The organism is Saccharothrix sp. CB00851 (genome assembly GCF_001905065.1).
GTDB lineage: Bacteria > Actinomycetota > Actinomycetes > Mycobacteriales > Pseudonocardiaceae > Actinosynnema.
Genome location: NZ_LWLC01000021.1, coordinates 16,935 through 41,775, shown reverse-complemented (window position 1 = coordinate 41,775; position 24,841 = coordinate 16,935). Strand labels below are relative to the sequence as shown.

Annotated in this window: 24 protein-coding genes and 3 pseudogenes; 16 read left to right on the top strand and 11 right to left on the bottom strand. The window is 69.7% G+C overall.

The features are described 5' to 3' along the window. Positions 1-36 precede the first annotated feature (36 nt). Entirely contained in the window at positions 37-3,801 is a 3,765-nt protein-coding gene (locus A6A25_RS20730; RefSeq protein ID WP_073892416.1) for a glycoside hydrolase family 2 TIM barrel-domain containing protein, read from the bottom strand. A 96-nt stretch (positions 3,802-3,897) separates the two neighbouring features. After that, complete coding sequence (locus A6A25_RS45610; protein WP_073892415.1) at positions 3,898-5,352, bottom strand: cellulase family glycosylhydrolase; 1,455 nt, start codon at positions 5,350-5,352, stop codon at positions 3,898-3,900. Between the two features lie 328 nt (positions 5,353-5,680). On the opposite strand from A6A25_RS45610, the gene A6A25_RS20720 reads away from it, so the two are divergent. Beyond that, positions 5,681-6,814 carry an ROK family transcriptional regulator gene (locus tag A6A25_RS20720; protein ID WP_241828820.1) on the top strand — a complete coding sequence of 378 codons (1,134 nt, stop codon included), beginning with the start codon at positions 5,681-5,683 and terminating at the stop codon, positions 6,812-6,814. A gap of 107 nt (positions 6,815-6,921) precedes the next feature. Here A6A25_RS20720 and A6A25_RS20715 read toward each other — a convergent pair whose 3' ends face one another. Further along, entirely contained in the window at positions 6,922-7,611 is a 690-nt protein-coding gene (locus A6A25_RS20715; RefSeq protein ID WP_073892413.1) for a hypothetical protein, read from the bottom strand. A gap of 197 nt (positions 7,612-7,808) precedes the next feature. Here A6A25_RS20715 and A6A25_RS20710 point away from each other — a divergent pair, with 197 nt between their 5' ends. Continuing rightward, positions 7,809-8,927, top strand: a complete 1,119-nt coding sequence (locus A6A25_RS20710) for a cellulose-binding domain-containing protein (protein WP_338013220.1) — start codon at positions 7,809-7,811, stop codon at positions 8,925-8,927. Between the two features lie 115 nt (positions 8,928-9,042). Continuing rightward, a complete protein-coding gene (locus tag A6A25_RS20705) occupies positions 9,043-9,693 on the top strand; it encodes a GAF and ANTAR domain-containing protein (protein WP_241828819.1) in 651 nt (216 codons plus the stop codon). Positions 9,694-10,018: 325 nt separating this feature from the next. On the opposite strand, the gene A6A25_RS20700 is transcribed toward A6A25_RS20705, so the two are convergent. From A6A25_RS20700 to A6A25_RS43170, 3 genes are all read right to left on the bottom strand, one after another. Next, a complete protein-coding gene (locus A6A25_RS20700) occupies positions 10,019-10,216 on the bottom strand; it encodes a hypothetical protein (RefSeq protein WP_073892525.1) in 198 nt (65 codons plus the stop codon). Beyond that, positions 10,135-11,088 (bottom strand): SU10 major capsid protein, encoded by a 954-nt coding sequence (locus tag A6A25_RS46875; protein ID WP_380734555.1) that lies wholly within the window; start codon positions 11,086-11,088, stop codon positions 10,135-10,137. The genes A6A25_RS20700 and A6A25_RS46875 overlap by 82 nt, the downstream gene beginning before the upstream one ends. A 113-nt stretch (positions 11,089-11,201) precedes the next feature. Then, positions 11,202-11,531, bottom strand: a complete 330-nt coding sequence (locus tag A6A25_RS43170; RefSeq protein ID WP_143193301.1) for a hypothetical protein — start codon at positions 11,529-11,531, stop codon at positions 11,202-11,204. Between the two features lie 725 nt (positions 11,532-12,256). Between A6A25_RS43170 and A6A25_RS44140 the strand changes: the two genes are divergently transcribed. Then, positions 12,257-12,421, top strand: coding sequence for a hypothetical protein (locus tag A6A25_RS44140; RefSeq protein WP_158073772.1), 165 nt, complete (start codon positions 12,257-12,259; stop codon positions 12,419-12,421). A 236-nt stretch (positions 12,422-12,657) separates the two neighbouring features. On the opposite strand, the gene A6A25_RS20680 is transcribed toward A6A25_RS44140, so the two are convergent. From A6A25_RS20680 to A6A25_RS20665, 4 genes are read right to left on the bottom strand one after another with little or no spacing between them, the layout of a single operon-like run. Further along, a complete protein-coding gene (locus tag A6A25_RS20680; RefSeq protein WP_083668510.1) occupies positions 12,658-13,779 on the bottom strand; it encodes an SPFH domain-containing protein in 1,122 nt (373 codons plus the stop codon). Then, entirely contained in the window at positions 13,758-14,213 is a 456-nt protein-coding gene (locus A6A25_RS20675) for an NfeD family protein (RefSeq protein ID WP_073892405.1), read from the bottom strand. Before A6A25_RS20675 ends, A6A25_RS20680 begins: the two co-directional genes overlap by 22 nt. A 13-nt stretch (positions 14,214-14,226) precedes the next feature. Then, a complete protein-coding gene (locus A6A25_RS20670; protein ID WP_073892404.1) occupies positions 14,227-14,883 on the bottom strand; it encodes a response regulator in 657 nt (218 codons plus the stop codon). A 2-nt stretch (positions 14,884-14,885) separates the two neighbouring features. Further along, positions 14,886-15,845, bottom strand: coding sequence for a HAMP domain-containing sensor histidine kinase (locus A6A25_RS20665; protein WP_241828817.1), 960 nt, complete (start codon positions 15,843-15,845; stop codon positions 14,886-14,888). A gap of 172 nt (positions 15,846-16,017) precedes the next feature. Between A6A25_RS20665 and A6A25_RS20660 the strand changes: the two genes are divergently transcribed. The 12 genes and pseudogenes from A6A25_RS20660 (at position 16,018) to A6A25_RS44790 (ending at position 24,336) form a co-directional block, all read left to right on the top strand. Next, entirely contained in the window at positions 16,018-16,608 is a 591-nt protein-coding gene (locus tag A6A25_RS20660; RefSeq protein ID WP_206745045.1) for a CBS domain-containing protein, read from the top strand. Between the two features lie 176 nt (positions 16,609-16,784). Next, a complete protein-coding gene (locus A6A25_RS20655; RefSeq protein ID WP_073892402.1) occupies positions 16,785-18,071 on the top strand; it encodes an SLC13 family permease in 1,287 nt (428 codons plus the stop codon). Between the two features lie 129 nt (positions 18,072-18,200). Beyond that, positions 18,201-18,681, top strand: a pseudogene (locus A6A25_RS20650) (cation:proton antiporter regulatory subunit). A gap of 9 nt (positions 18,682-18,690) precedes the next feature. Continuing rightward, positions 18,691-19,872 (top strand): cation:proton antiporter, encoded by a 1,182-nt coding sequence (locus A6A25_RS20645; protein WP_073892401.1) that lies wholly within the window; start codon positions 18,691-18,693, stop codon positions 19,870-19,872. A 281-nt stretch (positions 19,873-20,153) separates the two neighbouring features. Then, a pseudogene (locus A6A25_RS46870) lies at positions 20,154-20,243 on the top strand (Tn3 family transposase); the annotation flags it as partial. Positions 20,244-20,329: 86 nt separating this feature from the next. Next, complete coding sequence (locus A6A25_RS20635; protein ID WP_073892398.1) at positions 20,330-21,484, top strand: tyrosine-type recombinase/integrase; 1,155 nt, start codon at positions 20,330-20,332, stop codon at positions 21,482-21,484. A 306-nt stretch (positions 21,485-21,790) separates the two neighbouring features. Continuing rightward, positions 21,791-22,177: a hypothetical protein gene (locus A6A25_RS44805; RefSeq protein ID WP_198932792.1), complete on the top strand. Its 387-nt coding sequence runs from the start codon at positions 21,791-21,793 to the stop codon at positions 22,175-22,177. Positions 22,178-22,465: 288 nt separating this feature from the next. Beyond that, positions 22,466-23,593, top strand: coding sequence for a tyrosine-type recombinase/integrase (locus A6A25_RS44800; protein ID WP_338013223.1), 1,128 nt, complete (start codon positions 22,466-22,468; stop codon positions 23,591-23,593). After that, entirely contained in the window at positions 23,593-23,754 is a 162-nt protein-coding gene (locus A6A25_RS46390) for a Tn3 family transposase (protein ID WP_274534328.1), read from the top strand. Before A6A25_RS44800 ends, A6A25_RS46390 begins: the two co-directional genes overlap by 1 nt. Further along, positions 23,718-23,900 (top strand): annotated as a pseudogene (locus A6A25_RS46385) (Tn3 family transposase); the annotation flags it as partial. The gene A6A25_RS46390 and the pseudogene A6A25_RS46385, both read left to right, overlap by 37 nt. A gap of 77 nt (positions 23,901-23,977) precedes the next feature. After that, complete coding sequence (locus A6A25_RS46380; RefSeq protein WP_338013222.1) at positions 23,978-24,124, top strand: Tn3 family transposase; 147 nt, start codon at positions 23,978-23,980, stop codon at positions 24,122-24,124. Further along, entirely contained in the window at positions 24,094-24,336 is a 243-nt protein-coding gene (locus A6A25_RS44790) for a Tn3 family transposase (protein WP_198932789.1), read from the top strand. Before A6A25_RS46380 ends, A6A25_RS44790 begins: the two co-directional genes overlap by 31 nt. A gap of 23 nt (positions 24,337-24,359) precedes the next feature. Here A6A25_RS44790 and A6A25_RS20620 read toward each other — a convergent pair whose 3' ends face one another. Further along, the gene (locus A6A25_RS20620; RefSeq protein ID WP_073892521.1) at positions 24,360-24,803 is read right to left on the bottom strand and encodes a response regulator; all 444 of its coding nucleotides are present in this window, start codon (positions 24,801-24,803) and stop codon (positions 24,360-24,362) included. Positions 24,804-24,841: the final 38 nt, after the last annotated feature.

Below are 24,841 nucleotides of genomic sequence, written 5' to 3'. Positions count from 1 at the left end.
CGCTTCTGCAGACGTGCTCCTTTCTGTCCATCGTGGTCATCCGCCGTTGGGTGCTCCCGCGCGGGCTTCCTGGACGGCCAACGGCCGCAGGGAAAGCGTGTATTCGTAGGTGGTGTCGGGTCGGACCTGGCCGGCGGGCCGTACGGGGTTGGGGGTGTCGCCCACACCGGTGACGGCGTGGCTCGCGTGCAGGGTGACCCAGCCCTTGTTGCGCTGGAGCTGGAACGGGTACGCGGCCCGGTCGAGGTCGTCGTACGGCGTCACGCTGACGTCCTTCGCGCCCGCCACGAGCAGGCCGCCGGTCTTGCCATCGGTCAGCAGCGCCCAGCGGGCGTCCGTGTGGTTGCCGTGGTCCTGCGGGCGGTGGTAGTCGACGTACTGCTCGTCGACGGTGGACGAGTGGACGCCGATGGGCGTGCCGTCCTTGCGGTCGACGTAGCTCTCGGCTTCGCGGCCGTACCAGGAGAACCGGTCGTAGCTGTCGGGCACGGCGAGCGAGACGCCGATCCGGGGCAGGTAGGGCAGCGTGCGCATCGCGCCTTGCGGCGTGACCTTGTGTCCGAGCCGCAGCACGCCGCCGCGTTCGATGGTGTAGGTCATGGTCTGGTCGAACCAGGCGCCGGTGACGTCGGGGGCAGCCACCCGGCTGTCCACGACGACGCGCACGCTGCCGGGGGGAGCCGGTTCGGCGCGGATGCCGGTGACGGTCGTGGCGAGCCGGTCGAGTCCGACCGCACGCCAGTCCTCGCCTTCCGCGCGGCCCCACCGGAAGGTCTCGTTGCTGATCGGAGCGCGCCACGCGTCGAGCTTCGGTCCGGTGCGCAGCAGTTCGCGATCGCGCACCTTGATCGACGACAGTGACCCGGTCCTTCTGTCCACCGTGTAGCTGACGCCCTCGGCGGACGCCGTGACCGCGGCAGCGTCGTCGGTCGTGATCGCGGCAGTGCCGCCGCGAGTGCCCAGGTCCTGGTCGAGACCCGGGATCCTGGTGCCGCCCAGCGAGAACTGGTCGTGGGCGAGAACATGCCCCGCCGGCACCATCGGCTGCGCCGAGGAAGTGACGGCCTCCACGGTGAGGAACCGTTCGCGGTCGGCCGGGTTCGGCGGTACGGGGATCCGAATCGTGCCGGTCGAGTTCGCCGCCACGCGCAGCGGCTGTTCCCCGCGGGTAACGACCCGCGAGCCCTCGGTGACGCGCCACCTCAGTGCCAGTTCGTCGGTGCCGGTGAACTGCCGCTCGTTGAACACCGACAGCGCGCCGCCGGTGTAGCCGAACCGCAGTGGCTGCTGGGCCCACGCCAGCTGCGTCGTCTCGGGCTGGGGATCGCGGTCCGGGCTGACCAGGCCGTCCAGGCCGGAGATGCTGGAGCCGTAGGACAGGTGGGTGCCGCGCTCCTCGACGCGGTCGAAGTCCAGCGCCAGCACCGCGCCGCCCACAGGTTCCGGTGCGGTCAGCTCGGCCGGGGTGAGAGGGCGGTCGTAGATGCGGACGTCGTCCACGGTGCCGTGGGCCATCCGGCCGACGTTGCTCGGGTCGTTCCAGGACGTCTCGAAGTCACGGCCGATGTTGACCTCGGCCGACGAAGGGTCGATCGCGCCGGTGAACGGTGTGCTCGCGACCTCGCGGCCGTCGATGTAGAGCCGCAGCGCCGTGCCGTCGTAGGTGCCGCTGACGCGATGCCAGTTCCCGTAGAAGTCACTCGGCACGGTGGCCCGCACCGCGCGCCAGGTGCCGCTGTGGATGAAGAACTCCAGCGTGCGCTCGTCCTTCATCTTCAGCGCGTACTGGTGGTCGCCCTTGCCGAGGATCCGGAAGTCACCGCTCCAGGCCGCGGGCTTGACCCACGCGTCCAGGGTCAGCGCCTTGCCGGTGATGTCGAGCCTGCGGTCGCGGTAGACCTCCACGAAGTCGTCCAGGCCGGACAGGTGCAGCGCCTTGCCGCGATGCCCGTCGACCAGCTCCGGTGCGCCGGACAGGTGCGCGGAGATGTTGTTGCCGGACGAGTCGGGCAGGATGCGCACCCGCTGCCGGATGCTGCCCTCGGCCCAGTCCCAGATGAAGCCGCCCTGGGTGGCGGGGTTGGCCCGGATGGTGTCCCAGAACTCGCGGAAGTTGCCGAGGCTGTTGCCCATCGCGTGCGCGTACTCGCCGAGGATGACCGGCTTGGTGGTGCTCTTCGCCTGTTCTTCGAACCGCTCGGGTGACGGGTAGCGCGGGCCCCAGACGTCGGCGAACGGCGCGTCGCCGTCGGGGTTGTTGGACTGGTGGTACTTGGGCCGGGTGGGTTCGTTGGCGTCCAGCCACTCGGCCATGGCGTAGTGGTGCGCGCCGAGACCGGCCTCGTTGCCGGTGTCCCAGAGGAACACGCTCGGGTGGTTCTTGTCCCGCTCGACCATGGCGGTGAAGCGGTCCAGGAACGCGGCGCGCCACTCCGGCTGGTTGGCCTGGCACCAGCGTGAGCAGTCCTCGTGGTTGTGGGTCTCGATGTCGACCTCGTCGGCGATCCACAGCCCGTGCTTGTCGGCCAGCTCGTAGAAGTAGGGGTCGGACGGGTAGTGCGAGGTGCGCACCGCGTTGATGTTGAGCTGCTCCATCAGCGCCACGTCGCGCTCCTGCGCCGCACGCGGCACGTGCCTGCCGTGGTCGGGGTCGGTCTCGGCGCGGTTCACGCCCTTGAACAGGACTCGCTTGCCGTTGACCAGCAGCTGCTTGTCGCGGATCTCGATCTCGCGGAAGCCGGTGGTCTCGGAGGTGAGGTGCGTCGTGCCGTCGGGCGCGGTCAGGGTGAGCACGACGGTGTGCAGGTTGGGCGTCTCGTCGGTCCACTTGGCCGGGTCGCGGACGGGCAGCTCGAACCGGGCGGCGCCGCCCCTGTCGGTGATCTCGACGTCCTGGGCGGCGGACGCGATCTCTTTGCCGCGCTCGTCGCGCAGGCTCAGCGCCAGGCTGTGCGCGCCGGTCGTGCCACCGGGCTTGCGCGCCACCTCGACGTCGGCGGACAGCACGGCGTCGGTGTAGGTCTCATCGAGGTCGGTGCGCAGGGTGACGTCGTGGACGTGCGTGGCGGGCGTGGAGACCAAGTGGACCGAGCGGAAGATGCCCGAGTACCGCCACTGGTCGACATCCTCCAGGTAGGCGCCCGCGCTCCAGCGGTGCACCTGCACGGCGACGCGGTTGCGGCCCGGCTTGAGGGCGGCCGAGATGTCGAACTCGGCCGGGGTGTAGCCGCCCTGGTCGTAGCCGACGTAGGTGCCGTTGACCCACACGAAGTAGGCCGACGTGACGCCTTCGAAGCGGAGCACGGTGGTGCGGTCGGCCCAGTCGCGCGGGACGTCGAAGTCCTTGGCGTACGCACCGGTCGGGTTGACGTCGCGTGGCACGCGGGGCGGGTCGTCGGGCTGGATCTCGGTGGCGATGTTGCGGAAGATCGGGTGGTCCAGCCCGTCGGTCTGCCACGTGTGGGGCACGGTGACCCGCTGCCAGCGGGACGTGTCGAAGTCCTCGGCGTGGAAACCGACCGGGACCTCCTCGGGTCGCTTGGCCATCGCGATGCGCCAGTCACCGTCCAGGGAACGCGTGTACGGCGTGCGCTCGTCACCCCGGACGGCCGAGGGCACGTCAGCGTGCGGTGGCAGGAAGGCGTGCGCCGGTTCCTGGTGCTCGGCGACCATGGCGGGGTTTTCCAAGTAGGTCGCGTACAGGTCGCCCGGGGGAGCGGCGGACGCGGTGCCGGGGCTGGCGCCGACGACAGCACCACCCAGAACCGACAACACCACAGCGAGGACGCGCGAGCGCGACATGCCGAACCTCCATCTCTTCTTCGGCACCGAGCGGCTGCGGTGTCCGGTCCGCCCTGCGCGTGCCGGACCGGACACCGGTGCTCTGACAGAGTTGCGCTACCTCATGTTGGCCACGACGAAGGGTGCGTGACCGTGTAGGTAGTTGCTCCAGCCCCCGGTGACGGGTGCGCCTGCCCTGAGCAGGTTGGTGGAGTCGCTGCCGGTGTGGAGCTTCCAGGCGGTCCAGGAGATGCCGTTGGCGCGCATCCAGTCGATCCATGCCTGCGCCTCGGGCAAGCAGGTCCGGCCGTCGAGGCCGCCGTCGGCGTGGCTGGCGCCCCACTCGGTGACGAACAGCGCGAGACCGGCGCGGATGGCGGTGTTGCCCCTGTCGCGCAGCCAGGAGCCGTGGCTGCAGGAGTAGAAGTGCAGCGTGTACATGAGGTTGGTGCCGGACACCGGGCTGGCTGCGGCTTGGTCGACGCCCTGGGACCAGTTCGGCGTGCCGAGCACGATGATGTTGTCGGGGTCGGCGGCGCGGATGGCGGAGACCACGGCCTGGTGGTAGGGCTTGACGACGCCGGTCCAGCTAACCTGGAGGGGTTCGTTCCAGGGTTCCCAGATGACGTTGGGCAGGTGGCCGTAGCGGCGGGCCAGGTCGCTGAAGAACGCGACCGCCTGCGACCGCGAGTTCTGCGCCTCGTGGGCGTGGTAGTCCACGATCACGTAGACCCCGGCGGCGACGGCGTTGTTGATGATCGTCTCGACCTGGCCGCGGGCCCTGTCGGGGTCGCTGAGGTAGGCGCCGGACGGCTCCACGCCCATCGCGGCGCGGATGACCTGGAGGTTCCAGTTGTCCCGCATCCACCGCAGCGCCGAGAGGTTCTGGGAGTAGGCAGGGTTCTCCCAGTTCAGCCAGAAGCTGCTCACGCCGCGCAGTTGGACCCGGGCGCCGTTGCGGTCGCACATCGTGGTGCCGCAGACGCGCAGTTGCCCGTGCCGGGCGACGGGGGTGGTGCCCGCCGGCGGGGTCGTGGTGGTCGTGGTGGGCCCGCCGGTGGTGGTCCACCGCTGGTTGGACGCGCCGGTGCAGGTCCAGAGCACGATCAGGGTGCCGTTGGCGGTGCCCGCGCCGGTGGCGTCGAGGCACAACCCGGACTGCACGCCGCGGATCGTGCCATCGGTGTTGACGTTCCACTGCTGGCCGGCGCTGCCGTTGCAGTCCCAGATGGTGACCGCGGTGCCCGGGGTGGTGCCGCTGCCGGCGGCGTTGAGGCACTTGGTGCCGTACACCTGCAACTGGCGGGAGGAGGTGGTGTCGAAGGTCTGGTTCGCGCCGCCGGTGCAGTCGCGCAGGGCGACCTGGGTGCCGTTGGTCTGGGAGGACCCCGGTACCTCGACGCAGCGGCCGGAGCCGACGCCTTTGATCGTGGTGGTGGCCGCCGAGGCGGTGCTGATGACGGTCAGGAAGGTGCCCACGAGCACCGGGACGGCCACGAGGGCCGCCAGGAGTGGGCGGATGGGCTTGCGTCGCCGGCTCGCGTCGGTGGGGGCCGGTCGTTCTGGTTCCACTTCTTCTCCCTCGGGGGTGAACAGTCCAGGCCGACAGGGCTTGGCCCGGTGTCGGTGTGTGAAGGCGGGACGCCGACCCTGCTCAGCGCCGGGACGACCGGTGTGAGAGCGACGGGGGCTCGGCCGTGTGTCGTAGGGCGCGCATGCGATCTCCTTGATCCACGCGGGGTGACGACGAGGCGGCGGCGCACATAGTTAATCACACGATGAAACGAAGTCAATGGTGTGTTGTAGACGTCGGAAGCTGTGCCGGATGCCGTCCGGTCGTGTTCGGCTCCTGGCGTTGCCGACCCAAGGCCGGCACCGGTCCGAACGGTATCGTCGCGTCGTGACGACGCCCGCCCGCGCCCGTGCCACGCCGACGTGGCCGGACCTGCCCGAAGCAGCCCGTGACGTGCTGCTGGAGGTGCTGATCAACGGGGCCATGCCCCGGGCCGAGATCGCCCCGCGGGTGCGCTTGTCGAGGGCGACCCTCACCCGCGCGGCCAGGGTGCTGGTCGGTCACGGGCTGCTGGTCGAGGGCGGCACCGAACTGCGCTCCGCCACCGGTCGCCCTTCGGAGATCCTGCACGTCCGCGGCGAGGCGCACCGTTTCCTGGGCGTGAAGCTCACCGCCGACCGCCTCTATGCCGTCGTCGCCGACCTGACCGCCACCGTGACCGACGCGGTCGAGCAGCCGTTGCGCTCCACCGACCCCGCCGAGGTCGTCTCCCTGGTTGCCGAGCTCGCGACCGACCGGCCATGGTTGACCGGGATCGGTGTCACGCTCGGCGGTGTCGTCCGCGACGGCGTCGTCGTCAACGCCGGGTTCCTGGGCTGGGAGGGCGTGTCGCTCGCGGAGTCGGTCATGCGAGCGACCGGGCTGCCCGTCGCGGTCGACAACGACGTCCAGGCGTTGACCTCGGCCGAGCACTGGTTCGGCGTCGGTGCGGGTGTGGAGTCGATGGTGGTGATCACCATCGGCGCGGGCGTCGGCACCGGCCTGATCATCGACGGCAAACTCGTCCAGGGCGCACACCGCCTACCTCCTCGTTTCGCCCACCTCCTGGTCGATCCCCAGGGGCCGCAGTGCGGCTACGGGCACCGGGGCTGTGCCTCCAGCTACCTGATGGGCCATGTCATCGCCCGCCGGGTCGACGGCTGCGACACCTTCGACGAGGCGGTCGAGAGAGCGCGGGCCGATGACCCCGATGCCCAGAAGGTCTTCGCCGAGGCCGGTTATGCGCTTGGTGTCCTCATCGGGCACGCGGCGAACTTCGTCGACCCGGCCAAGATCCTCCTCACGGGGGACGGTCTGCCCATCTACGAACTCGCCACCGGACAGGTCCACGACGGCATCGAGGAGACCTACGAGGACGATTCCGCTCTGATCGACCTGACCGTGCAGCCGTTCGACTTCGGTGAATGGGCACGCGCCGCCGCTGTGCTCGCCATCAAGGCCGCGATCACCGGTGCCGTCTGATCCCACACCGGGGGAGCGGCCCGGTGCGGTGGACGACCGGACTCCGGCCGGGGCGGCCCATCGCTGCTCGACCCCGGCCGGACGCCCGGTCCTGTGTGGACCGTCGATCAGATGGGCCTGACGTCTACCCAGAAGCGCGTGTCGTTGCTCAGGTTGGCCGAGTTGCTGTTGAGCTGGTCGCGGATCCAGTAGATGGCGGCCTTGTAGCCGTTGATGTCGCTGGTGTTGGGGTTGTTGATGCCGGTCTGGCCGTTGCGGTGGCCGCCGAACCAGACGGTCATGCCGTAGGCGTTCTGGCTCTGGTGCAGGCAGGAGATGTCGGCGGAGAGGTTGCTGTTGAGCGCGGCGCCGTTGTTCCACTGGCTGGTGCTCTGGCCGCGGAAGCGGTCGCACTTGCTGCGCAGCATGTACCAGTTCTGCTTGAAGATGCCGAAGTTGGCGGCGTCGTCCCGCTTGTTGTCGCCGTAGGGGTAGTTGGTGTCCATGCGGTCGGTCTCCAGCATGGCTACCGCCAGGTCGAGCACGTTGGCGCCCGCGTTGCGGACCTGCTGCTTGCGGCTGCCCAGGCCGCTGATGCTGTACGAGCCGCACCGCATGCCCGAGGGGCAGGCCGCCATGACGACGTCGTCGGGTGTCGAGCAGTAGTTGTCGTTCCCCCACCCGTCGCCGTCCGCATGGTGGTCGGCGCAGTAGGACGGGGCGTCGAGGACGCTGTTCGCACCGGCTGGGACGGCGAACAGCGTCGCCCCGGCGAGCGCCAGCATCAAGGTGACCATGATCGCGGACAGTCTCCGCATGTGCTCTCACTCCTTTGTGAGTTCACTGGTCAGACGCGGGGCGGTGTCAGCAGGATGGGATCATTAACCGCTTAAGTCAAGTCGTCTGTTTGAGGTACTCCACTTCGGCTTTACCAAGCTGTACCGCTTAAGTATGCCTCCGTGAAGCGTTCGAGCCGGCAGTGCGCGGACAGCCTTGCGGCGGTGTTTTGATCACGATGAAATCAACTCTTGACCCAGAGGGGTGCCAGGCTCCATCCTGGGGTCGGCCCGGCCCGGCCGAGGGGTCAGAGCGCCCCGGCGGTCGAGCGCGCCACCCGTGGCGGGCGGTGTCCGTGCCGGGCCGGCAGGTGCCGCCACCCCGGAACGCGCTGCAGCTCGGTGTCCGACTGCGCCTCCGGTTCGGCCTGACGACCTCATCCCTCGATGTTCGACTTCCGGTGCGGTGCTCTGGGAGCGCTCCCAGAGGTGTAGAAGAAGGAGCAATGGTGCTCATGACCTCGTTGAGAGTGCGAGCGTTCGCCGCCGTGGCGGCGGTCAGCGCGTTGACCGGGGGCCTGGTGGTCGCCGGCGTGGCGTCCGCGGCCCCGGGCTGCAAGGTCGACTACGTGGTGCAGAACAAGTGGCAGGGCGGGTTCACCGGGAACGTCACGATCACCAACCTCGGGGACCCCGTCGACGGTTGGGCGTTGCGGTGGTCCTTCCCCGGCTCGGAGCGCTTCGGCCAAGGCTGGAACGCCACGTTCAGCGCCTCCGGGGCGAGCGTGACGGCGTCCAACGTGGACTGGAACCGCTCGATCCCGACCGGCGGCACGGCGTCGTTCGGTTTCAACGGAACCATGACCGGCGACGCGGTGGGCGTGCCTGCGACGTTCACGTTGAATGGGACGACCTGCACCGGCGGCACCGTCTCCACGACCACGTCCTCCACTTCGACATCCACCACCACGACCACCACGACGACCGGAGGCGGCACGCCCCAGTGTTCGACCAACCCGGTGAACCCGAACGCGTCCGTGCAGGCACGCAAGTTGTTGTGCTGCCCGCCCACGGTCTCGGACTTGTTGCCGTCCGGTGGGGAGGCCAACGCTCGCAGCACGGCCGTGGCGATTGCGCCGGGGGCGGTCGCGCGCGGCGGGTCGGACAGGTCCGGGACGCGGGCGTGGATGATGGCCGAGGCGTCGCCGACCAGTAGCGCCGCGCGGGTCTGCTGCTCAGTGGTCAGCTGTGCTTCAGTGCGGGCTTGGACGTTGGCGACGTTGGCGACGGTGGCCAACGGAGGCAGTGCGGCAGTGGACACTCACCACCTCCTCCCGGAACGACGGCCGTGTTCGTGATCACTGGCAACCGGGTAACCGGGATCACGGGTCGCCTTACCGTGCGGGTAGGAGCCCTGTGTGGCTGGTCGGAGTCGTTACGCTGATGTCCGCTCTGGTGATGGAGGGATCGCCCGTGACCGATCGTGAAGGTGCCGTTGGTGCGAGCCTGGGAGCGACGCTCGGCGCGATCGCCCGCACGTTGCAGGCCGAGCCCGACGTCGAGTCCACCCTCGCCGCGATCGTCAAGGCCGCGGTCGACCACGTCCCGGGTGCCCAGTACGCAGGGATCGCCCTGGTCGAGCGGGGCCGCAAGGTCCGCACCGTCGCGCCGACCGGCGACGTCGTCGCCACGATCGACGAGGTGCAGTTCCGCACCGGTCAGGGCCCGTGCCTGGACGCGATTGCCGAGCACCGGGTCTTCCGCACCGGGGACCTCATCGCGGAGGACCGCTGGCCCGCGTTCACGCCCGAGGCCGCCGCGACCGGGCTGCGGTCGATGCTGTCCTACCGGCTGTTCGTCAGCGACACCACCCTGGGCGCGCTGAACCTCTACTCCCGTGCCCGCGACGCCTTCGGCGACCAGGCCGACGACGACGGGCGGCTGTTCGCCGCGCACGCGGCGATCGCCCTCGCCGGGGCGCAGACCGAAGCCCAACTCCACCTGGCGATCGAGAGCCGGGACGTGATCGGCATGGCCAAGGGCATCCTCATGCACCGCCACGACATCGACGCCGTGCAGGCGTTCCGGATGCTGGTGGAGTCCTCCCAACGCACTCACGTGTAGCTGAACCAAGCCGCCGCCTGGCTCATCGAGCACCGCCGCGAGCTGTGACCCGGGACGCCGCGACCGCCGACCCCGCGCACGCATCCGGTCCGGCCGGTGCCGGTCGTCGGCGACAGAACGGTCCCGCCGGCCGCTTCTTGACCGACGAGACCGCCCTCGCACACGTCGTTCCCGACGTGTGGTCCAAACCGGCACCCGCAGATGGACTCCTACCCGGGCTCGGGCGGGACAAACCCGTCGCGGGGCAGGTCTACGGCCGTGAGCTGCACGACGTCTCCCTTGCGGCCCGGACTGCGGATTCACCGTCGCGGGGACGGTATCCCGATCAGTCGTGTGTTCGTCGTACCGCCGCGTCCGAGTCCTTGGGCGGACGCCTACCGGCCCCGCTCACGCCCAGCTCTGCGGGCAGCCCGCGCAGGGCCTCGATCACCGTCTTGTCGGTCACCTCGGCCTCGCCGTCGGCGAACCGCACGCCGCGGTCGGCCACGACCAGCTCCTTGTGCTGCGGGCTGACGAACTCCACGACCACCCCCGGCGGGAACAGGACCGGTGGTGAAGTTGGGGATCTCGCCGTAAGCGATCTCCGGCCCGTACTCCAACGAGATCTCGCCGTAGATCTGCGCCCTGTCCGTGCTGCCGGTCTTGGCCGGCGGTCGCAGAACAGGAACCCCTGCCGGGGCTTCTCCAGCAGCACCGGGGGCACTGGTCCAGGCAGACCACCTGCACCGTGACGGTGGACGTCCAGCGGTTCAACCTGCTGTTCACGCCGCCGACGCCGGTCTCGATGGTGGACACCGCGGCACCGCCGACGTTGCGGGACTCCTCGCAGTAGTTCTTCTTGGTGACGAACTCGTGGGTCAACATCCGCTTCTTCTGCCAGGCATTGCACATCAAGGTGGCCGTCTCGCTGATCTGCATGCCGCCGTTCTCCCAGACCTTCTGCATCAGGTCGATGATCAGCGCCTCGGCCAACGGGGCCGGGTGGCTTTGAGCTTCGGCGGCGGTGGCGCGCTCGGCGGCCTTCTCCGCGTCAGTCTTGTTCGCGGCCTCGGTTTCGTCCAGACGGCGGGCCTTCTCGCGGTTCCCCCGCGCCTTGGTCTCCGCACAGGCCAACTTCGTGCGGGTCTCCTCGTACAACGCCCGGTAGTCCGGTTCGGAGTCCTGCCCGGTGTCCTCAGCCGGTGGGTCGAGGTGGGTGGTACGGGGTTGCGCGAGTGGCTCTATGTCCGAATCTGCACGTCGGAGTAGCCGAGCGCACAGCGGTATGCGCGGCGCGGCAGCAGCCGGTCCGCGCTGAACAGCTGCACGGCCCCGCCGGCTTGGGCGGCGATCGTAAGCGTGGCCGCGTCGACCGCGCGGCCGGTTGACGATCGGGACTAGCGGGACACTGGCCATGCCGTGCTCGTCGCGCTGGTCCTCGACCCAGGACCCGCCGCCGTCCTCGGAGCCGTACCAAATGGCCCGCGCCTCGGTGGAGCCGTCCTCGGCGTCGTCGGAGAACTGCCGCTTCAGCGCGGCGCGGACGCGGCGGGTCCGTGGGTCGATGTCCACGTGGACGTCCAGCGGGACTCCACCGTGACCAGCGGCCTGGCGGCGTTGTTCTTGTCGGTGCCGACGATGGCGAACGTACGGTCCAGGGTCAGGGCGTCGATGTGCGTCTGCTCCGCGTGCAGGTCCAGACGGTTTGCCTGCTGACCTGCCAACCATCCTTGCTTGCCCCGCGCCGCCCTGGTGACGAACGCACCTGCTGCGCGGTCGTGCTCGCGTTCCGGGCGATTCGACGGTCCAGTTGTCTGATCGCGAACCGATGCGAGGGTTCGTGCAGGCATGTCGGGCACGGACCCTCTGTGCCGTCGCCGGGCGCCACTGGAAGGGCGTCGGCGGGCCGGACGCGCGGTACGCATTGTGGTGCTGGGCGCGCCACGTAGGCTGTGCGCACTGCGGAAGAGTGCGTTGATGCCGTGGAGGAGGGGGTGAGGCGGTGCGGGCAGCGGTGAGGACGCGTCGTCTCGGGCTGTTGTTCGCCCTCCTGCTGGTGCTTCTCGGCGTAAGCGCGGCTGTGACGCCGCACTCCGGTGTCGGACCTGCCGGGCCGCAGCTGACATCACTGCTCGGAGCACCTGTGCTCCGGGAGTCGGTGTCGGCGGCGCCGGTGATGAACGACGACCTCCACGACTGGCTGAGGGTGTCGATGGCGGCGCGGTGTGTACCGGCCGTGGCTGTGCCCGAGACCTGGTGGGCCGTGCGCCCTCACGCGACCGGAGGGTGCGCCCAGCAGGGCCGGTGGCGTCTCGACGAGGCCGGTGGGACCGGTGCGGCTGTCGCGGAGTCGACACCTCGGTCGAGCCGGGCGCCACCGTTCGCGTGAACCGGTGAGCCGGACCTGAACCGCTCCGCCAAGCCTGTCGCGCACGCCCCCGGCCGGGGACGGCGTGGTGGATCGCATGTGGGGCGTCGACGTCGTGTTCTTCTCCTGTGCCGGGTACTTCACGTGCCGACGCCGGAGTGGCGGTGATCGGCGGTGGGTGCCGGGCATGACCGCAACTTCCGTGAGGACCCGTACATGTCTGTTGTCGTGCTCGCTCTGCTCGCCGTCGCGGTCTTGGCCGCGGGTGGCCTGATGGTGAGGATGTTCGTGAAGGATGAACCGTTGTACGGCGCTGTGGCGCTCGGTGTCCTGACCGGTCCGGGTAGCGTGCTGGCGCTCGCGCACATGGCCGTGGCCTAGCGCCAGGGAGCCCTCGGTGGCGTTGTCGTTCCGTCAACGCCACCGGCTCGACAAGCCGGTATGGCGGCAGTCCGGTCGACGCGATGGACCGATCGGGCTGCCGCCGAGTGCGGCAAGATCCTGGGGACGCCTACCTGATTCAGAGGCCGGATCGCCAGAACCGTAGGTCTTGCCGGCGGCGCCACTTCGGGTCAGCCTCGTGGTCGTCGGCGTCGAGGGTTGGCCGCGGTGGGTGGTCATGAGCGCGGCGGTGAGACCGGGTGTGCGCGGTGGTTGCTGTCGGTCCGGTCGGCGTGCGGCTCTCGGCCGTCATCGCCGGGAGTCGGTACGTGGATCGTCGTGGTCGGCGGCGGCTGTGAGGTGCTTGTTTCGGCTCGGGCGGCGTCGGCGACCGCAGCCGCTGCCGCCTGTGCCGCGTGATCGGCCGCACGGTCCGCGAGTTCGTCGGAGGCGGCGGTGTGACGGGTGGCAGGGGACTTGGGCAGGGTTTCGGTGAAGGCGCGTGACACGCTGTTCAGCGCGGTGGTGACTTCGCTGGGGATGACGAAGAGGGTGTTGCCGGGTCCTTCGGCGAGTTTGGGGAGGGTCTGGAGGTAGTGGTAGGCGAGGAGTTTGGGGTCGGGGTCGTTGCGGTGGACGGCTTGGAAGACCTGGTCGATGGCGCGTGCCTGTCCTTCGGCTTTGAGGATTTCGGCGGCGCGGTTGCCTTCGGCGCGCAGGACTGCGGCTTGTTTGTCGCCTTCGGCGGTGAGGATCTGTGATTGTCGTTGGCCTTCGGCGGCGAGGATGGCGGCGCGCTTGGCCCGTTCGGCGCGCATCTGTTTCTCCATGGCGTCTTTGATGGTGGCGGGTGGGTCGATGGCTTTGATCTCGACGCGGTTGACCCGCAGGCCCCATTTGCCGGTGGCGTCGTCGAGCACACCGCGCAGTTGGCTGTTGATGGTGTCGCGGGAGGTGAGCGTCTTCTCCAGGTCCATGGAGCCGACGACGTTGCGCAGGGTGGTGACGGTGAGCTGCTCGACGGCCTGCAGGTAGTTGGTGATCTCGTAGGCCGCGGCACGGGGGTCGGTGACCTGGAAGTACAGCACGGTGTCGATCTCGACGACCAGGTTGTCCTCGGTGATGACCGGTTGCGGCTGGAAGGACACGACCTGCTCGCGCAGGTCCATCCTGGGGTGGACGCGGTCGATGTAGGGGATGACGAAGTTGAGGCCGGGCTGCAGCGTGCGGTGGTAGCGGCCGAGTCGTTCGACGTTGCGGGCGCGGGCCTGGGGCACGATGCGCACCGCCCGCAGCACGGTGAAGACGGTGAGCAGGGCGATGACCAGGGTGGCGATCAACGCGGCTGAGATTTCCACGGTCCCTCCCGGGGGTAGACGAGCGCGGTGCTGCCCTGGATCTCCATGACGTCGACGACCGTGCCGGCGGGGATCACGAGGGTGTCGTCGTAGGCGCGGGCGGTCCACTCCTCCCCGCCGATGCGGACCCGACCGTCGAGTCCGGTCACGTCCTGGATGACGTAGGCAGGTGTGCCGATGAGCGCGTCCACACCGAACCGCGCGAGTTGGGGCCGCCGCATGTGCCGTACGGCCATCGGGCGGACGAGCACGACGCCGACGGTGGACACGACGGTGAACACCAGCAGTTGCAGGGGCAGGGGCAGCCCGAGCGCGGCGGACCCGGCGGTGACCAGGGCGGCCCCGCCGAGGATGCCCAGCGCGGCGGTCAGGCTGAAGATCTCGGCGACGCCCAGTACGACCGCGAAGATCAGCCAGATGAGCCAGTCGTCCATGAGCCACCTCTGTTCACGGTTCGATGAGGCCGGCGCGGATCGCGTAGCGGGTGAGTTCCAGCCGGTCTTTGAGCCCGAGCTTCTGCAGAAGGTTGGCCCGGTGCCGCTCGACGGTCTTGACGCTGATGACCAGAAGGCCGGCGATGTCCTTGGAGGAGTGGCCTTCGGCGACGAGTTTGAGGATCTCCTCCTCGCGGTCGGTGATGGCCTTGTCGGGGATGTCGGCGCCGTCGCGCACGCGGTCGAGGTAGTTGCGGATGAGCGCGGTGACCGCACCGGGGTAGAGGAACGGCTCGCCGCGCATCGAGGCCCGGCACGCTTCGACCAGGTCGCGGTCGGCGACCGACTTGAGCACGTAGCCGGAGGCGCCGGCCTTGAGCGCTTCGAAGAAGTACTGCTCGTTGTCGTACATGGTCAGGATGAGGATGCGCAGGTCCGGTTGGAGGCGGGACAGTTCCCGGGCGGCCTGCAGGCCGGTCAGCCGGGGCATGGCGATGTCGAGGATGGCCAGGTCGGGACGCTCGGCGCGGGCTTTCTCGATGGCCTCGGCGCCGTCGCCGACCTCGGCGACCACGGTCAGGTCCGGCTCGCCGTCCAGGATCAGCCGGACTCCCCGGCGGACCAGCGCGTGGTCGTCGGCGAGCAGGACGCGGGTCGTCGGCTTCGACATGGTCAGCTGCTCCGGGTGGGGGTGGGTACGCGCAGTCGCACCTCGGTGCCGCCGCCGGGATCGGAGTCGACGGTGAGTCCGGCGCCGATGAGCAGGGCTCGTTCACGCATGCCTCGGATGCCGGAGCCCTCGGGTGCGCGGCCGAGCCCGCGGCCGTCGTCGCGGATGCGCAGGTCCACACCGTCGCGGTCGTGGGTGAGGGTGAGGTCGAGGTGGCGGGCGCGGGCGTGGCGGGCGATGTTGGTGATAGCTTCCTGCGCGACCCGGTAGACGACCAGTTCGACCTCGGTGCCGAGATCGGGGAGGTTGCCGTCGAACCGGTGGCGCACCGACAGCCCGCTGTGGTCGGCGATCTCGGTGGTCAGTGCCTTGAGCGCGCTGACCAGCCCGAGTTCCTCCAGCACGCCGGGGCGCAGCCGGCGGGCGATCCGCCGGATCTCGTCGAGGCCGCCTCGGGTGGTCTCCTGCACCTGGCGCAGCTCGTCACGCACGGTGGGCGGTGCGTGGTCGGCCACCCGTTTGAGTTCGAGCAGGACGGCGGTGAGGGTCTGGCCGACCTCGTCGTGCAGTTCCCGGGCGATGCGGCTGCGCTCGGCCTCCTGCGCGGACAGGGCGCGGGCGGTGCTGTCGCCACGCTCGGCCTCCAACCTGTCGAGCATGGTGTTGAAGGTCCTGATGAGACCCGCGATCTCGCCGTGACCGGTCGGTGCGGGGCGCGGACCGGGGCGCAGCAGGTCCGTCGTGGTCATCGCACGGGTGAGCCGCTCCAACGGGGCCAGACCCAACCGCAGCAGCAAGGCGTTGGCGACCAACATCACCACCAACCCTCCTGACAGGATCACCGCTTCGGTCAACAAGACCGGAGTGGACACCGTCACCGGCCCGAGCAGCAGCGCCGCCACGGCCACCACCAGCACCACGGCGTTGAGCAGGAAGATCCGCCAGAACAGCGACACGGTCACGGCCTCCTCCGGTTCCAGGCTGCCGGGAGATCCGGACCCTGTCCATCCGGGGCGGCACCCATTCGCCACCTACATGCCGGCACCGCCCACGAATGGGTGTTGACCCCGATTGTGTCGCCGCCGGACACCTCACAGACTGGTGCGGACGGTTCGCCACGCCGGAAGGAACGAGGTGACAGCCGTGTTCGGATCGAAACCTCCCACGCTGGCACCGCCGCCGGCGCTCCCGATCACCCGTGATGCGGCCGTGACACTGCAGGCGCACTTCCACCGCTACGCCGAACAGGTTGATTTCATGCACGCTAGCGATATCGCGGTGAACGTGCCGACGGTCACCGTCCACGATCCGGTCGCGCAGGCCGTGCGGGTGATGGCGGTGAGCCGCCTGCCGGGACTCATCGTCGTCGACGAGCGCTCACACCCGCAGATGGTGCTGCCCGGAACGCAGGTGTTGCGCTTGGCGGTCCCCAGCGCCTACCAGGAGGACTCGGCACTCGCGCGCGCCGTCGACGAGGCCCACGCGGACCGCTTCTGGCTGGAGTTGGGCGACCTGACGGTCGGCGACTGCGCACCGCGCCGACCGGTGAAACCCGTGACCGTGAGGGCCGACGCGACCCTGCTGGAGGTCGCCGCCCTCATGGCGCGCCTGCACAGCCCCCTCATCGCGGTGGTCGACGAGGACGGAGCACTCCTCGGCGCCGTCACGTTGGAGCGCCTGATCACCAGTCTGGCGGTGTTCGGCGCCACGCCGAGCGATAGCTGACGCCGCCCACCGTTCCCATCCGCACCCGCGCCCGCTCGCGGGTGCGCTGCGCCATGTCCTGTGAGGAGAGTGTCCTGCGTGTGCCCGAGTGCCGCGACCATACGACCACCCGGCCGCGAACCCATCGCCCGCTCGGGCCACGCCGACGGCCGGACCGGCCCTCCGGGTCGTGACCGATGAGCGCGGTCCTCGCTCTCGCGATCTTCCTGGTGGCGTTCTTCTTCATCGCCACCGAGAAGGCGGACAAGCTCAAGGTGGTGCTCATCGCCTCGGGCGCGATGGCCATCCTGGGCCTGGTCCCCGGCGCCGAGGTGTTCTTCTCCGAGCACGCCGGCATCGACTGGAACGTCATCTTCCTGCTGTTCGGCATGATGGTCATCGTCGGGATCGTCAAGCAGACCGGGATCTTCGACTACCTCGCCATCTGGGCGGCCAAGACGGCCAGGGGCAAGCCGTACCGCCTCATGGTGATGCTGATGGCCATCACCGCCGTGGCGTCGCCGTTCCTCGACAACGTCACCACGATCATGCTCGTCGTCCCGGTGACCATCGTGGTGTGCAACCGGCTGCGCATCGCACCCCAGCCCTACGTGATCGCCGAGGTCCTGGCGTCCAACATCGGCGGCGCGGCGACGCTCATCGGCGACCCGCCCAACATCATCATCGGCAGCCGCGCCGGGCTGACCTTCACCGACTTCCTGGTGCACATGGCGCCCATCGTGTGCGTCATCTTCGCGGTGTTCGTGCTGCTGACCCGGGTGCTGTTCCGCAAGTCGTTCCAGTACAACCCCGACCACGTCGCCGCCGTGATGGCGCTCAACGAGCGCCGGGCCATCACCGACGCCAGGATGCTGCGCCGGTGCCTGGCCGTGTTCGCCGTGGTGGTCGTCGGGTTCAGCCTGCACTCCGTGCTCCACCTCGACCCCGCCATCGTCGCCCTGCTGGGCGCCGGGCTGATGATGCTGGCCACCGGCGCCGACGTCGGCGACGTCCTGCGCGAGGTCGAATGGCACACCCTGGCTTTCTTCATGGGCCTGTTCGTCATGGTCGCCGGTCTCGTGCACACCGGAGTCATCGAGACGATCGGCAGCTGGGCCGTGCAAGGGGTCGGTGACAACTACTTCCTCGCGGCCACCGCGCTGCTGTTCGGCTCCAGCGTCCTCGGCGCCTTCTTCGACAACATCCCCTACGCCGCCACCATGAGCCCCATCGTGGAAGGCATCGTCGCCGAAGTCCCGGACCCCGCGACCGGGCAGGCGCTGTGGTGGTCCTTCGCCCTCGGCGCCGACTTCAGCGGTAACGGCACCGCGGTCGCGGCCAGCGCCAACGTCGTCGCCATCGGCATCTCCGCGCGCACCGGCCACCACATCAGCTTCTGGCAGTTCACCAGGTACGGCATCGTCGTGACCGTGCTGAGCACCGTGATGGCTTGGGTCTACGTCTGGCTGCGCTACTTCCTGTGACACCCGCCGTATCGCATCCGGGGTGGCCGACAGCATCGGCCACCCCGGAGGTTCCCGACAACTGTGTCCAACGCCACGGCAGAAGCAGAGAGGGGACGAACCGGACATCCCCCTTGTAGCGTGACGCGCGTGAACGTCGAGGTGACGCGCTGCCCGGGATAGGCACACGTCAGGACTTCGTCATCCGTTCCGGCCGGCGGATCGGAGTGATCACCCACCGGGACGGGCACTTCGACCTCGTCATCTACAAGCAGGACGACCCCGACTCCTCCGCCGCGTCCGTCCCGTTGACGAATGAGGAGTCCGCTGCGCTGGCCGCCCTGCTCGGCGCGCCGCAACTGGTGGCCCAGCTGGAGAAGCAGCACCGCGACCTCGACGGGGTCGACACCCGGCAACTGCCGCTGTTCCCCGGCACGCCCTACGACGGCCGGCCACTGGGCGACACCGCGCTGCGCACCCGCCCACCGTGTCGGTCGTCGCGGTCGTCCGCGCGGGAACCGCGCACCCCTCACCCGGCCCGGACTTCCTCCTCGGTGGCGGCGACCTGCTCGTAGCGGTCGGCACCGCGAAGGGACTCGCCAAGGCCGCCGACGTGCTCGAGAACGGCTGAGCCGGCAGCATGCACAACACCGCCATCTCCCTCATCGAACTGGGGGCCGTGTTCTTCGGCCTCGGCCTCCTCGGCAGACTCGCCTGGCGCATCGGCATCTCGCCCATCCCGCTCTACCTCGTCGGCGGACTCGCCTTCGGCTCCGGCGGTCTCATCCCGCTGCACGGCATCGAGGAGTTCGCCCGCCTCGCCAGCGAGATCGGTGTCATCCTGCTGCTGCTCCTGCTCGGCCTGGAGTACTCGGCCACCGAACTCGTCACCGGCCTGAAACGGTCCTGGACCGCCGGCCTGCTCGACATCGTCCTCAACGCCCTGCCCGGCGCCGCCGTCGCGCTGATGCTGGGCTGGGGTCCGGTCGGCGCGATCACCATGGCGGGCGTCACCTACATCTCCTCCTCCGGCATCATCGCCAAAGTCCTCGGCGACCTCGGCCGGCTCGGCAACCGTGAAACCCCGGTCATCCTGTCCATCCTCGTCTTCGAGGACCTCGCGATGGCCGTCTACCTACCGATCCTCACCGCGCTCCTGGCCGGCGCGACCCTGCTGGGCGGCTTCACCGTCGTCGGTATCTCCCTGGTCGTGGTCACCGTCGTACTGGTGGTCGCCCTGAAGTTCGGCCGCTACGTGTCGATGATCGTCGACAGCCCCGAACCCGAGGTGTTCCTGCTGCGCGTGCTCGGCGCGGCACTGCTCGTCGCCGGGATCGCGTCCCAGCTCCAGGTCTCCGCCGCCGTCGGCGCGTTCCTGCTCGGCATCGCCATCTCCGGCTCCACCGCGGAGAACGCCACCAAGATGCTCGAACCCCTGCGCGACCTGTTCGCCGCGATGTTCTTCGTCGTGTTCGGCCTCAACACCGATCCCGCCAGCATCCCCCCGGTCCTCGGCGTCGCCGTCCTGTTGGCACTGGTCACCACCCTGACCAAGATCGCCACTGGCTGGTGGGCTGCCAAACGCCAAGGCATCGCGCGCATGGGCCGCGCCCGCACCGGCGCAGCCCTGGTCGCACGCGGCGAATTCTCCATCGTCATCGCCGGACTCGCCGTCAGCGCCGGCGCCGTCGACAACCAACTCGCCGCCCTCGCCACCGCCTACGTCCTGCTCATGGCCATCCTCGGCCCCCTCGCGGCCAGACTCGTCGAACCCGTCGTCACCACCCTGCAACGCAGGTTCAAGCCCACTCCGACCACCTGACACCGGCGACCACAGTCGACAGAGGGGCAGGCCCGATCCGCGGTTACACGGGCCCTCACCTGCAGTGTCAGACCGCGACATCGGGACAGCCACGCCAGACCACGGCGCCGCTGTTGGTTCGACCGGGCGCTTTCGGTGTCCGCCGGGTCTGTCCCAAGAGACCCACGCACACGACGTGTCGACGGGGTGCGAACTCGGAACCCGCACCCCGTCAGCTTCTTCCGCGCCGGCAGGCCGCACCCGGCCACGGTTGACGTACGCGACATCGCTTCGAACGGTGGACGAGGCGGGAGGCGCACTACGTGCTGGACGAGATCCTGGGCAACGCCACCGACATCCCGGTCACCGAGCACGCCACCGACACCCACGGGGATGTAGTTACCTGGACACCTCGTGCCCCGTTGGTCCGAACAGCCGGTCGGTCCGGCTGCCGTCCGGGGCAGTCTCGGAGGTGTCCGTGCGGGTGCAGCACCGGTGGGAGAACGGCTCCCACCAGATCGAGTTGCTCGGCGATGACGGCGAGCCGGTCGAGGTCGTCTCGGGGTTCCTGCGGTTCCTGGCGGCGCGGAACCTCTCGCCGAACACGTTGGTCTCCTACGCGTACGACCTGCGGCACCTGTGGCGGTTCTTCGCCGAGCGGGGCTTGAGCTGGGACAGGTTCGGCCCGCCGGACGCCATCGCGCTGCTGGAGTACCTGCGTTCCGTGCCGTCCCGTCGACCCCGACAGCGCATGACGCTCACGGTGGCCACCCGCGACGCGGGCGTCCCTGCCACGAAGCTGGCGGGGACCACGGTGAACCGCGTCCTGGCGGCCGTGTCGTCGTTCTACGAGTACTTGATCCTGGCCGGGCGGTTGGACCGGGCGAACCCGATCGAGAAGCGCCCCGACCCGGCGCTGGCCCGCGTGTCGGAGCGGCACCGGCCGTTCATGGGCAGGGCCAGCCGTCAGCGGCCGGTCCGCCGGGCGGTGCGGGTCAAGACCGTGCAGCAGGTTCCGCGCCCCCTGGACGAGCGCCAGGTCGAGGCGCTGTTGGCGCAACTGCGGTCCGTGCGCGACAAGGCGATCGTGCTGCTGATGCTCCAGGGCGGCCTGCGGCCCGGCGAGACACTCGGGCTGCGCCTGGAGGACGTCGCCTACGGCCGTCGGCGGGTGGTCGTCCGCCACCGGGAGGACCACCCGAAAGGCGCCCGGTCGAAGTCCCGCTACGAGCGGGTCGTCGACCTGCACGAGCCCGAGGCCCTGACCGCGGTGAGCGCCTACATGATGGCCGAGCGCCCCGACGACGCGGACACCACGCTGGTGTTCCTCATCTGCGGGAAGGGTCGGCGACGGCTGGAGCCGCTGGGCTATGGCGGCCTGGTGCGGATGTTCACGCGGGCCTGCGTGCGTGCCGGAATCCGCGAGCCCTGGGTGACGCCGCACGCCTTGCGGCACATACACGCCACGCGGATGTGGGAGGGCGGGATGCGGGAGCTGACCTTGCAGAAGCGGTTGGGGCACGCGTCGCCGGAGTCGACCCGGATCTACATCCGCGTCTCGGATCCGGCGGTCGTCGCCGACTACAGCCACGCCCTCGGGAACCGGCGCGGCGATGCGGGAGAGGCCCGGTGAGGGCCGGTTCCGTGTCGGCGGCGGCCCTCGCGGCCAGTCCCGCGGCCGTCACCCGACCTCGTCGCAGGCGGCACTGCACGGAGGCCGAGTGGAAGGCGCACGTCGAGGCCCAGGGCGGCAACCCCCAGTACCGGTTGATGAAGCTGCGGTGGCGTCGGCAGTTCGTCGACCGCTGGCCCACGCTGGCCGGTTGGTTCGCCGCGCCCCTGGTCGAGCGGGTGGTAAGGTTGCTCGGCGAGTCGTTCCACCACCCGTCTCACCCGGTGTCCTTCCGCGCCCGCACCTACCTGATCCACCTGGGCCTGCGTGGATACGCCACGTTCGACTACCCGTGGCTGTTCGCCCCCGGCCAGCTCGCCGTCGTCGAGCCCGCCGAGGCACTGGGCATCGACCTGGGCGAAGGAGCTGGTCGAGGAGGCCGTCGCGCTGGGCTTCGACCGGAACTCGGCCCGGCAGGCGATGCACTGGTCGGTCAGCCGCATCGCCCTGCACACCGGGATCTTCGACGTCACCGCGATCACCAACGACCACATCGTCGAGGCACTGGAAGCCATCCGGCATTTCGCCGAACACCCCGACCTGGAGAGGTTCTACCCCTCGCCGCAGCGTTACCGCGACGGCGCCGCGAAGAACTGGATCACCCACCTGCACCAGCTCCAGGTGGTGCTCTACCCACCGCGGCCAGGTCGCTGAGCAACCCCGCAAGCTTGATGCCCGGGTGGAAGCCGCCCCTGGTGCTGCCGCCCACCATGCAGGCTGTCGCCGACAAGTGGCTGGCCGCCCGCCGACTGACCGACCGGCCCTCCACGGTGGACAAACTGGAGCTGGCGGTCCGCCGTTTCGGCGACTGGCTCGGCGAGCACCACCCCGGGATCGAGTCCTTCGCCGAGGTCACCCGCGACCACTGCCTGGCCTGGCTCCAGCACATCGCCGAGGAACCCACCGAACGCACCGGCAAACCCCCCCGGCGTCGTCTCCCGCATCCAGCGCGCCTCCGGGCTCGGCCAGCTCTTCCGCGACACCGCCGCCTGGCAGTGGGACGACGTCCCAGGCCACAGCCTCCTCGGCCCCGGCGACTCCCCGAAATCGCCGCTCAAGATCCCCCGGTTCATCCCGGACGACGACCTCGACCGGCTGATGCCCGTCGTCGACGAGATCGCCTGCCCGTTCCAACGAGCGGCCCTGCTGGTTGCCCGCTGGTCCGGCGCTCGACGCGACGAGATCCGCCGCCTGCCGATCGACTGTCTGGACCGCTATGCGGACGGCACCGGGCGGCTGCGGCTGCCCGCGCGTAAGACCTACAAGGAGCGCGTCGTCCCCCTGCACGAGGACGGCACCACCGCGTTGCAGAAGGTCGTCGACCTGCGAAGGGACGGCAGAGAACGGCCGTTCACCGACGAGCTGACCGGGCAGCCGGTGCGCTACCTGTTCATGCAGCACGGCAAGCTGCTGTCCACCTACTACCTGTTCGACACGCCCATCCAGGAAGCCTGCAAGGCCATCGGCCTGGTCCGCCCCGGCGGACGCGACGGCCAGGGACGCGGCACCGTCACCGCCCACCGGTTCCGGCACACCGTCGGCACCCAGCTCGCCGAGCGCGGCGCCAAGCTCCACACGATCATGAAGGTGCTCGGGCACTCCAGCGTCTCGATGGCGCTCGTCTACGCCCAGATTAGCGACCAGGAAGTACTGCGGGACTACAAGACGGTCCTCACTCTCGGTGCCACGATCGCCGGTCCGGCCGCCGACGAGCTGAAGTCCGGCGCCCTGCCGGAGGAAGCCGTCGACTGGCTGAAGACGAACTTCTTTAAGACCGAGCTCGAACTCGGTTACTGCCTGCGGCTGCCGCAGGAAGGGCCGTGCGAGTGCGATCTCTACCTGACCTGCGCGAAGTTCGTCACGACCCCTGCCTACGCGCCTCGGCTGCGCGCCCGTCGACAGGTTGAGCAGACCCTCGCCACCGACGCCGCCGGCCGGGGCTGGGACCGCGAGGTCGAACGCCACAACTGCACCGCCGAACGCATCGAGAAGCTGCTGACCGACCTCGATCAGCCCTTCGACAACGCCGACGACACGCTCGTGGAGGAACGCCTTGACTTGTCCACATAATGACGCTGGTCAACTTCGGTCTGTTCGACCTGCTGGGATTGCAGCTCTCGCCGCGGATCCGGGACCTGGGCAAGGTCACCCTGTACCGGGCCGGGCCGGGCCGGGGGCGGGCCGGGGGGCGGAGGTGGCGGCGGCGTTCCCGCGCACCGGGCCGCTGCTGACGCGCAGGCTCAACACCGACCTGATCGCCGAGCACTACGACGACCTGCTGCGGGTGGCCGGGTCGTTGCAGTTCGGGCACGCCACCGCGTCGCCGCTGGTGGGCAAGCTCTCGGCGCCGGGGCGGCAGAACGCCCTGTCCACGGCGCTCAAGGAGTACGGGGCGTTGCTGCGCACGGTCTACGCCGCCCGTTATCTGGCCGACCCACCCACTATCGGCGGCGGATCTCGCGGCAGCTCAACAAGGGCGAGTCGCTGCACGCGCTCAAACGCGACCTGCTCTACGCGGACGAGGGCGCGATGCGGGCCCGGCACCTTCAGCAGCAGACCGAGCAGGCGTGGTGCCTGACGCTGGTGACCAACGCGCGGTGATCGCCTGGACCACCGAGTACTACGGCCTGGCAGTGGAGTCGCTGCGCCGGTCCGGCCGGCGTGTCGAGGACGAGGTGTTGGCGCACATCTCCCCGGCCCACTCGGAGAACATCAACTCCTTCGGCGCGATCGAGGTCGACGTCGAGGGCGAGCTGCCCCTGCTCGGCCCGACCGGGTACCGGCCGCTGCGAGTGCGCGACACGCTGTTCTGACCCCGCCGTCGGTCGTGACGCGGTCAGCCGGGCAGCTTCACCACGGTGCCGAAGAACGTGCCGACCTGCCGCACCGCGGTGGCGAACGCCTCGGCGTCGGACGGCTTGGTGACATAGGCGTTGGCGTGGCCGGTGTAGCCGGCCAGCACGTCGGCCTCGGCCTGTGAGGAGGTCAGCACGATCACCGGGATGGCGCGCAGCGTCTCGTCGGTCTTGACCCGGGTCAGGACCTCGCGGCCGTCGAGGCCGGGCAGGTTGAGGTCGAGCAGGACCAGTGCGGGCCGGGGCGCGTCGGCGTGCTCGCCGGTGCGCAGCAGGAACGCCAGCGCCCGGTCGCCGTCGCGCACGGTGTGCAGCCGTACGCCGCTGTCGGCTAGGGCTTCGGCGACCATGAGCGCGTCGCCGGCGTCGTCCTCCACCAGCAGCACGTCCAGCACCACGTCCTGGTCGACGGCCGAGGAGCCCATCGCGTTGGTCACGCGGTGGCCATAGTCGTCACGGCACC

Coding starts and splice junctions, on each gene's coding strand:
- A6A25_RS20730 (WP_073892416.1), bottom strand. CDS start 3,801: ATGTCGCGCTCGCGCGTCCTCGCTGTGGTGTTGTCGGTTCTGGGTGGT.
- A6A25_RS20655 (WP_073892402.1), top strand. CDS start 16,785: ATGAGCGCGGTCCTCGCTCTCGCGATCTTCCTGGTGGCGTTCTTCTTC.
- A6A25_RS44140 (WP_158073772.1), top strand. CDS start 12,257: ATGTCTGTTGTCGTGCTCGCTCTGCTCGCCGTCGCGGTCTTGGCCGCG.
- A6A25_RS20645 (WP_073892401.1), top strand. CDS start 18,691: ATGCACAACACCGCCATCTCCCTCATCGAACTGGGGGCCGTGTTCTTC.
- A6A25_RS20710 (WP_338013220.1), top strand. CDS start 7,809: ATGAAATCAACTCTTGACCCAGAGGGGTGCCAGGCTCCATCCTGGGGT.
- A6A25_RS20715 (WP_073892413.1), bottom strand. CDS start 7,611: ATGCGGAGACTGTCCGCGATCATGGTCACCTTGATGCTGGCGCTCGCC.
- A6A25_RS20670 (WP_073892404.1), bottom strand. CDS start 14,883: ATGTCGAAGCCGACGACCCGCGTCCTGCTCGCCGACGACCACGCGCTG.
- A6A25_RS20675 (WP_073892405.1), bottom strand. CDS start 14,213: ATGGACGACTGGCTCATCTGGCTGATCTTCGCGGTCGTACTGGGCGTC.
- A6A25_RS20620 (WP_073892521.1), bottom strand. CDS start 24,803: ATGGGCTCCTCGGCCGTCGACCAGGACGTGGTGCTGGACGTGCTGCTG.
- A6A25_RS46875 (WP_380734555.1), bottom strand. CDS start 11,088: ATGGCCAGTGTCCCGCTAGTCCCGATCGTCAACCGGCCGCGCGGTCGA.
- A6A25_RS46390 (WP_274534328.1), top strand. CDS start 23,593: ATGACGCTGGTCAACTTCGGTCTGTTCGACCTGCTGGGATTGCAGCTC.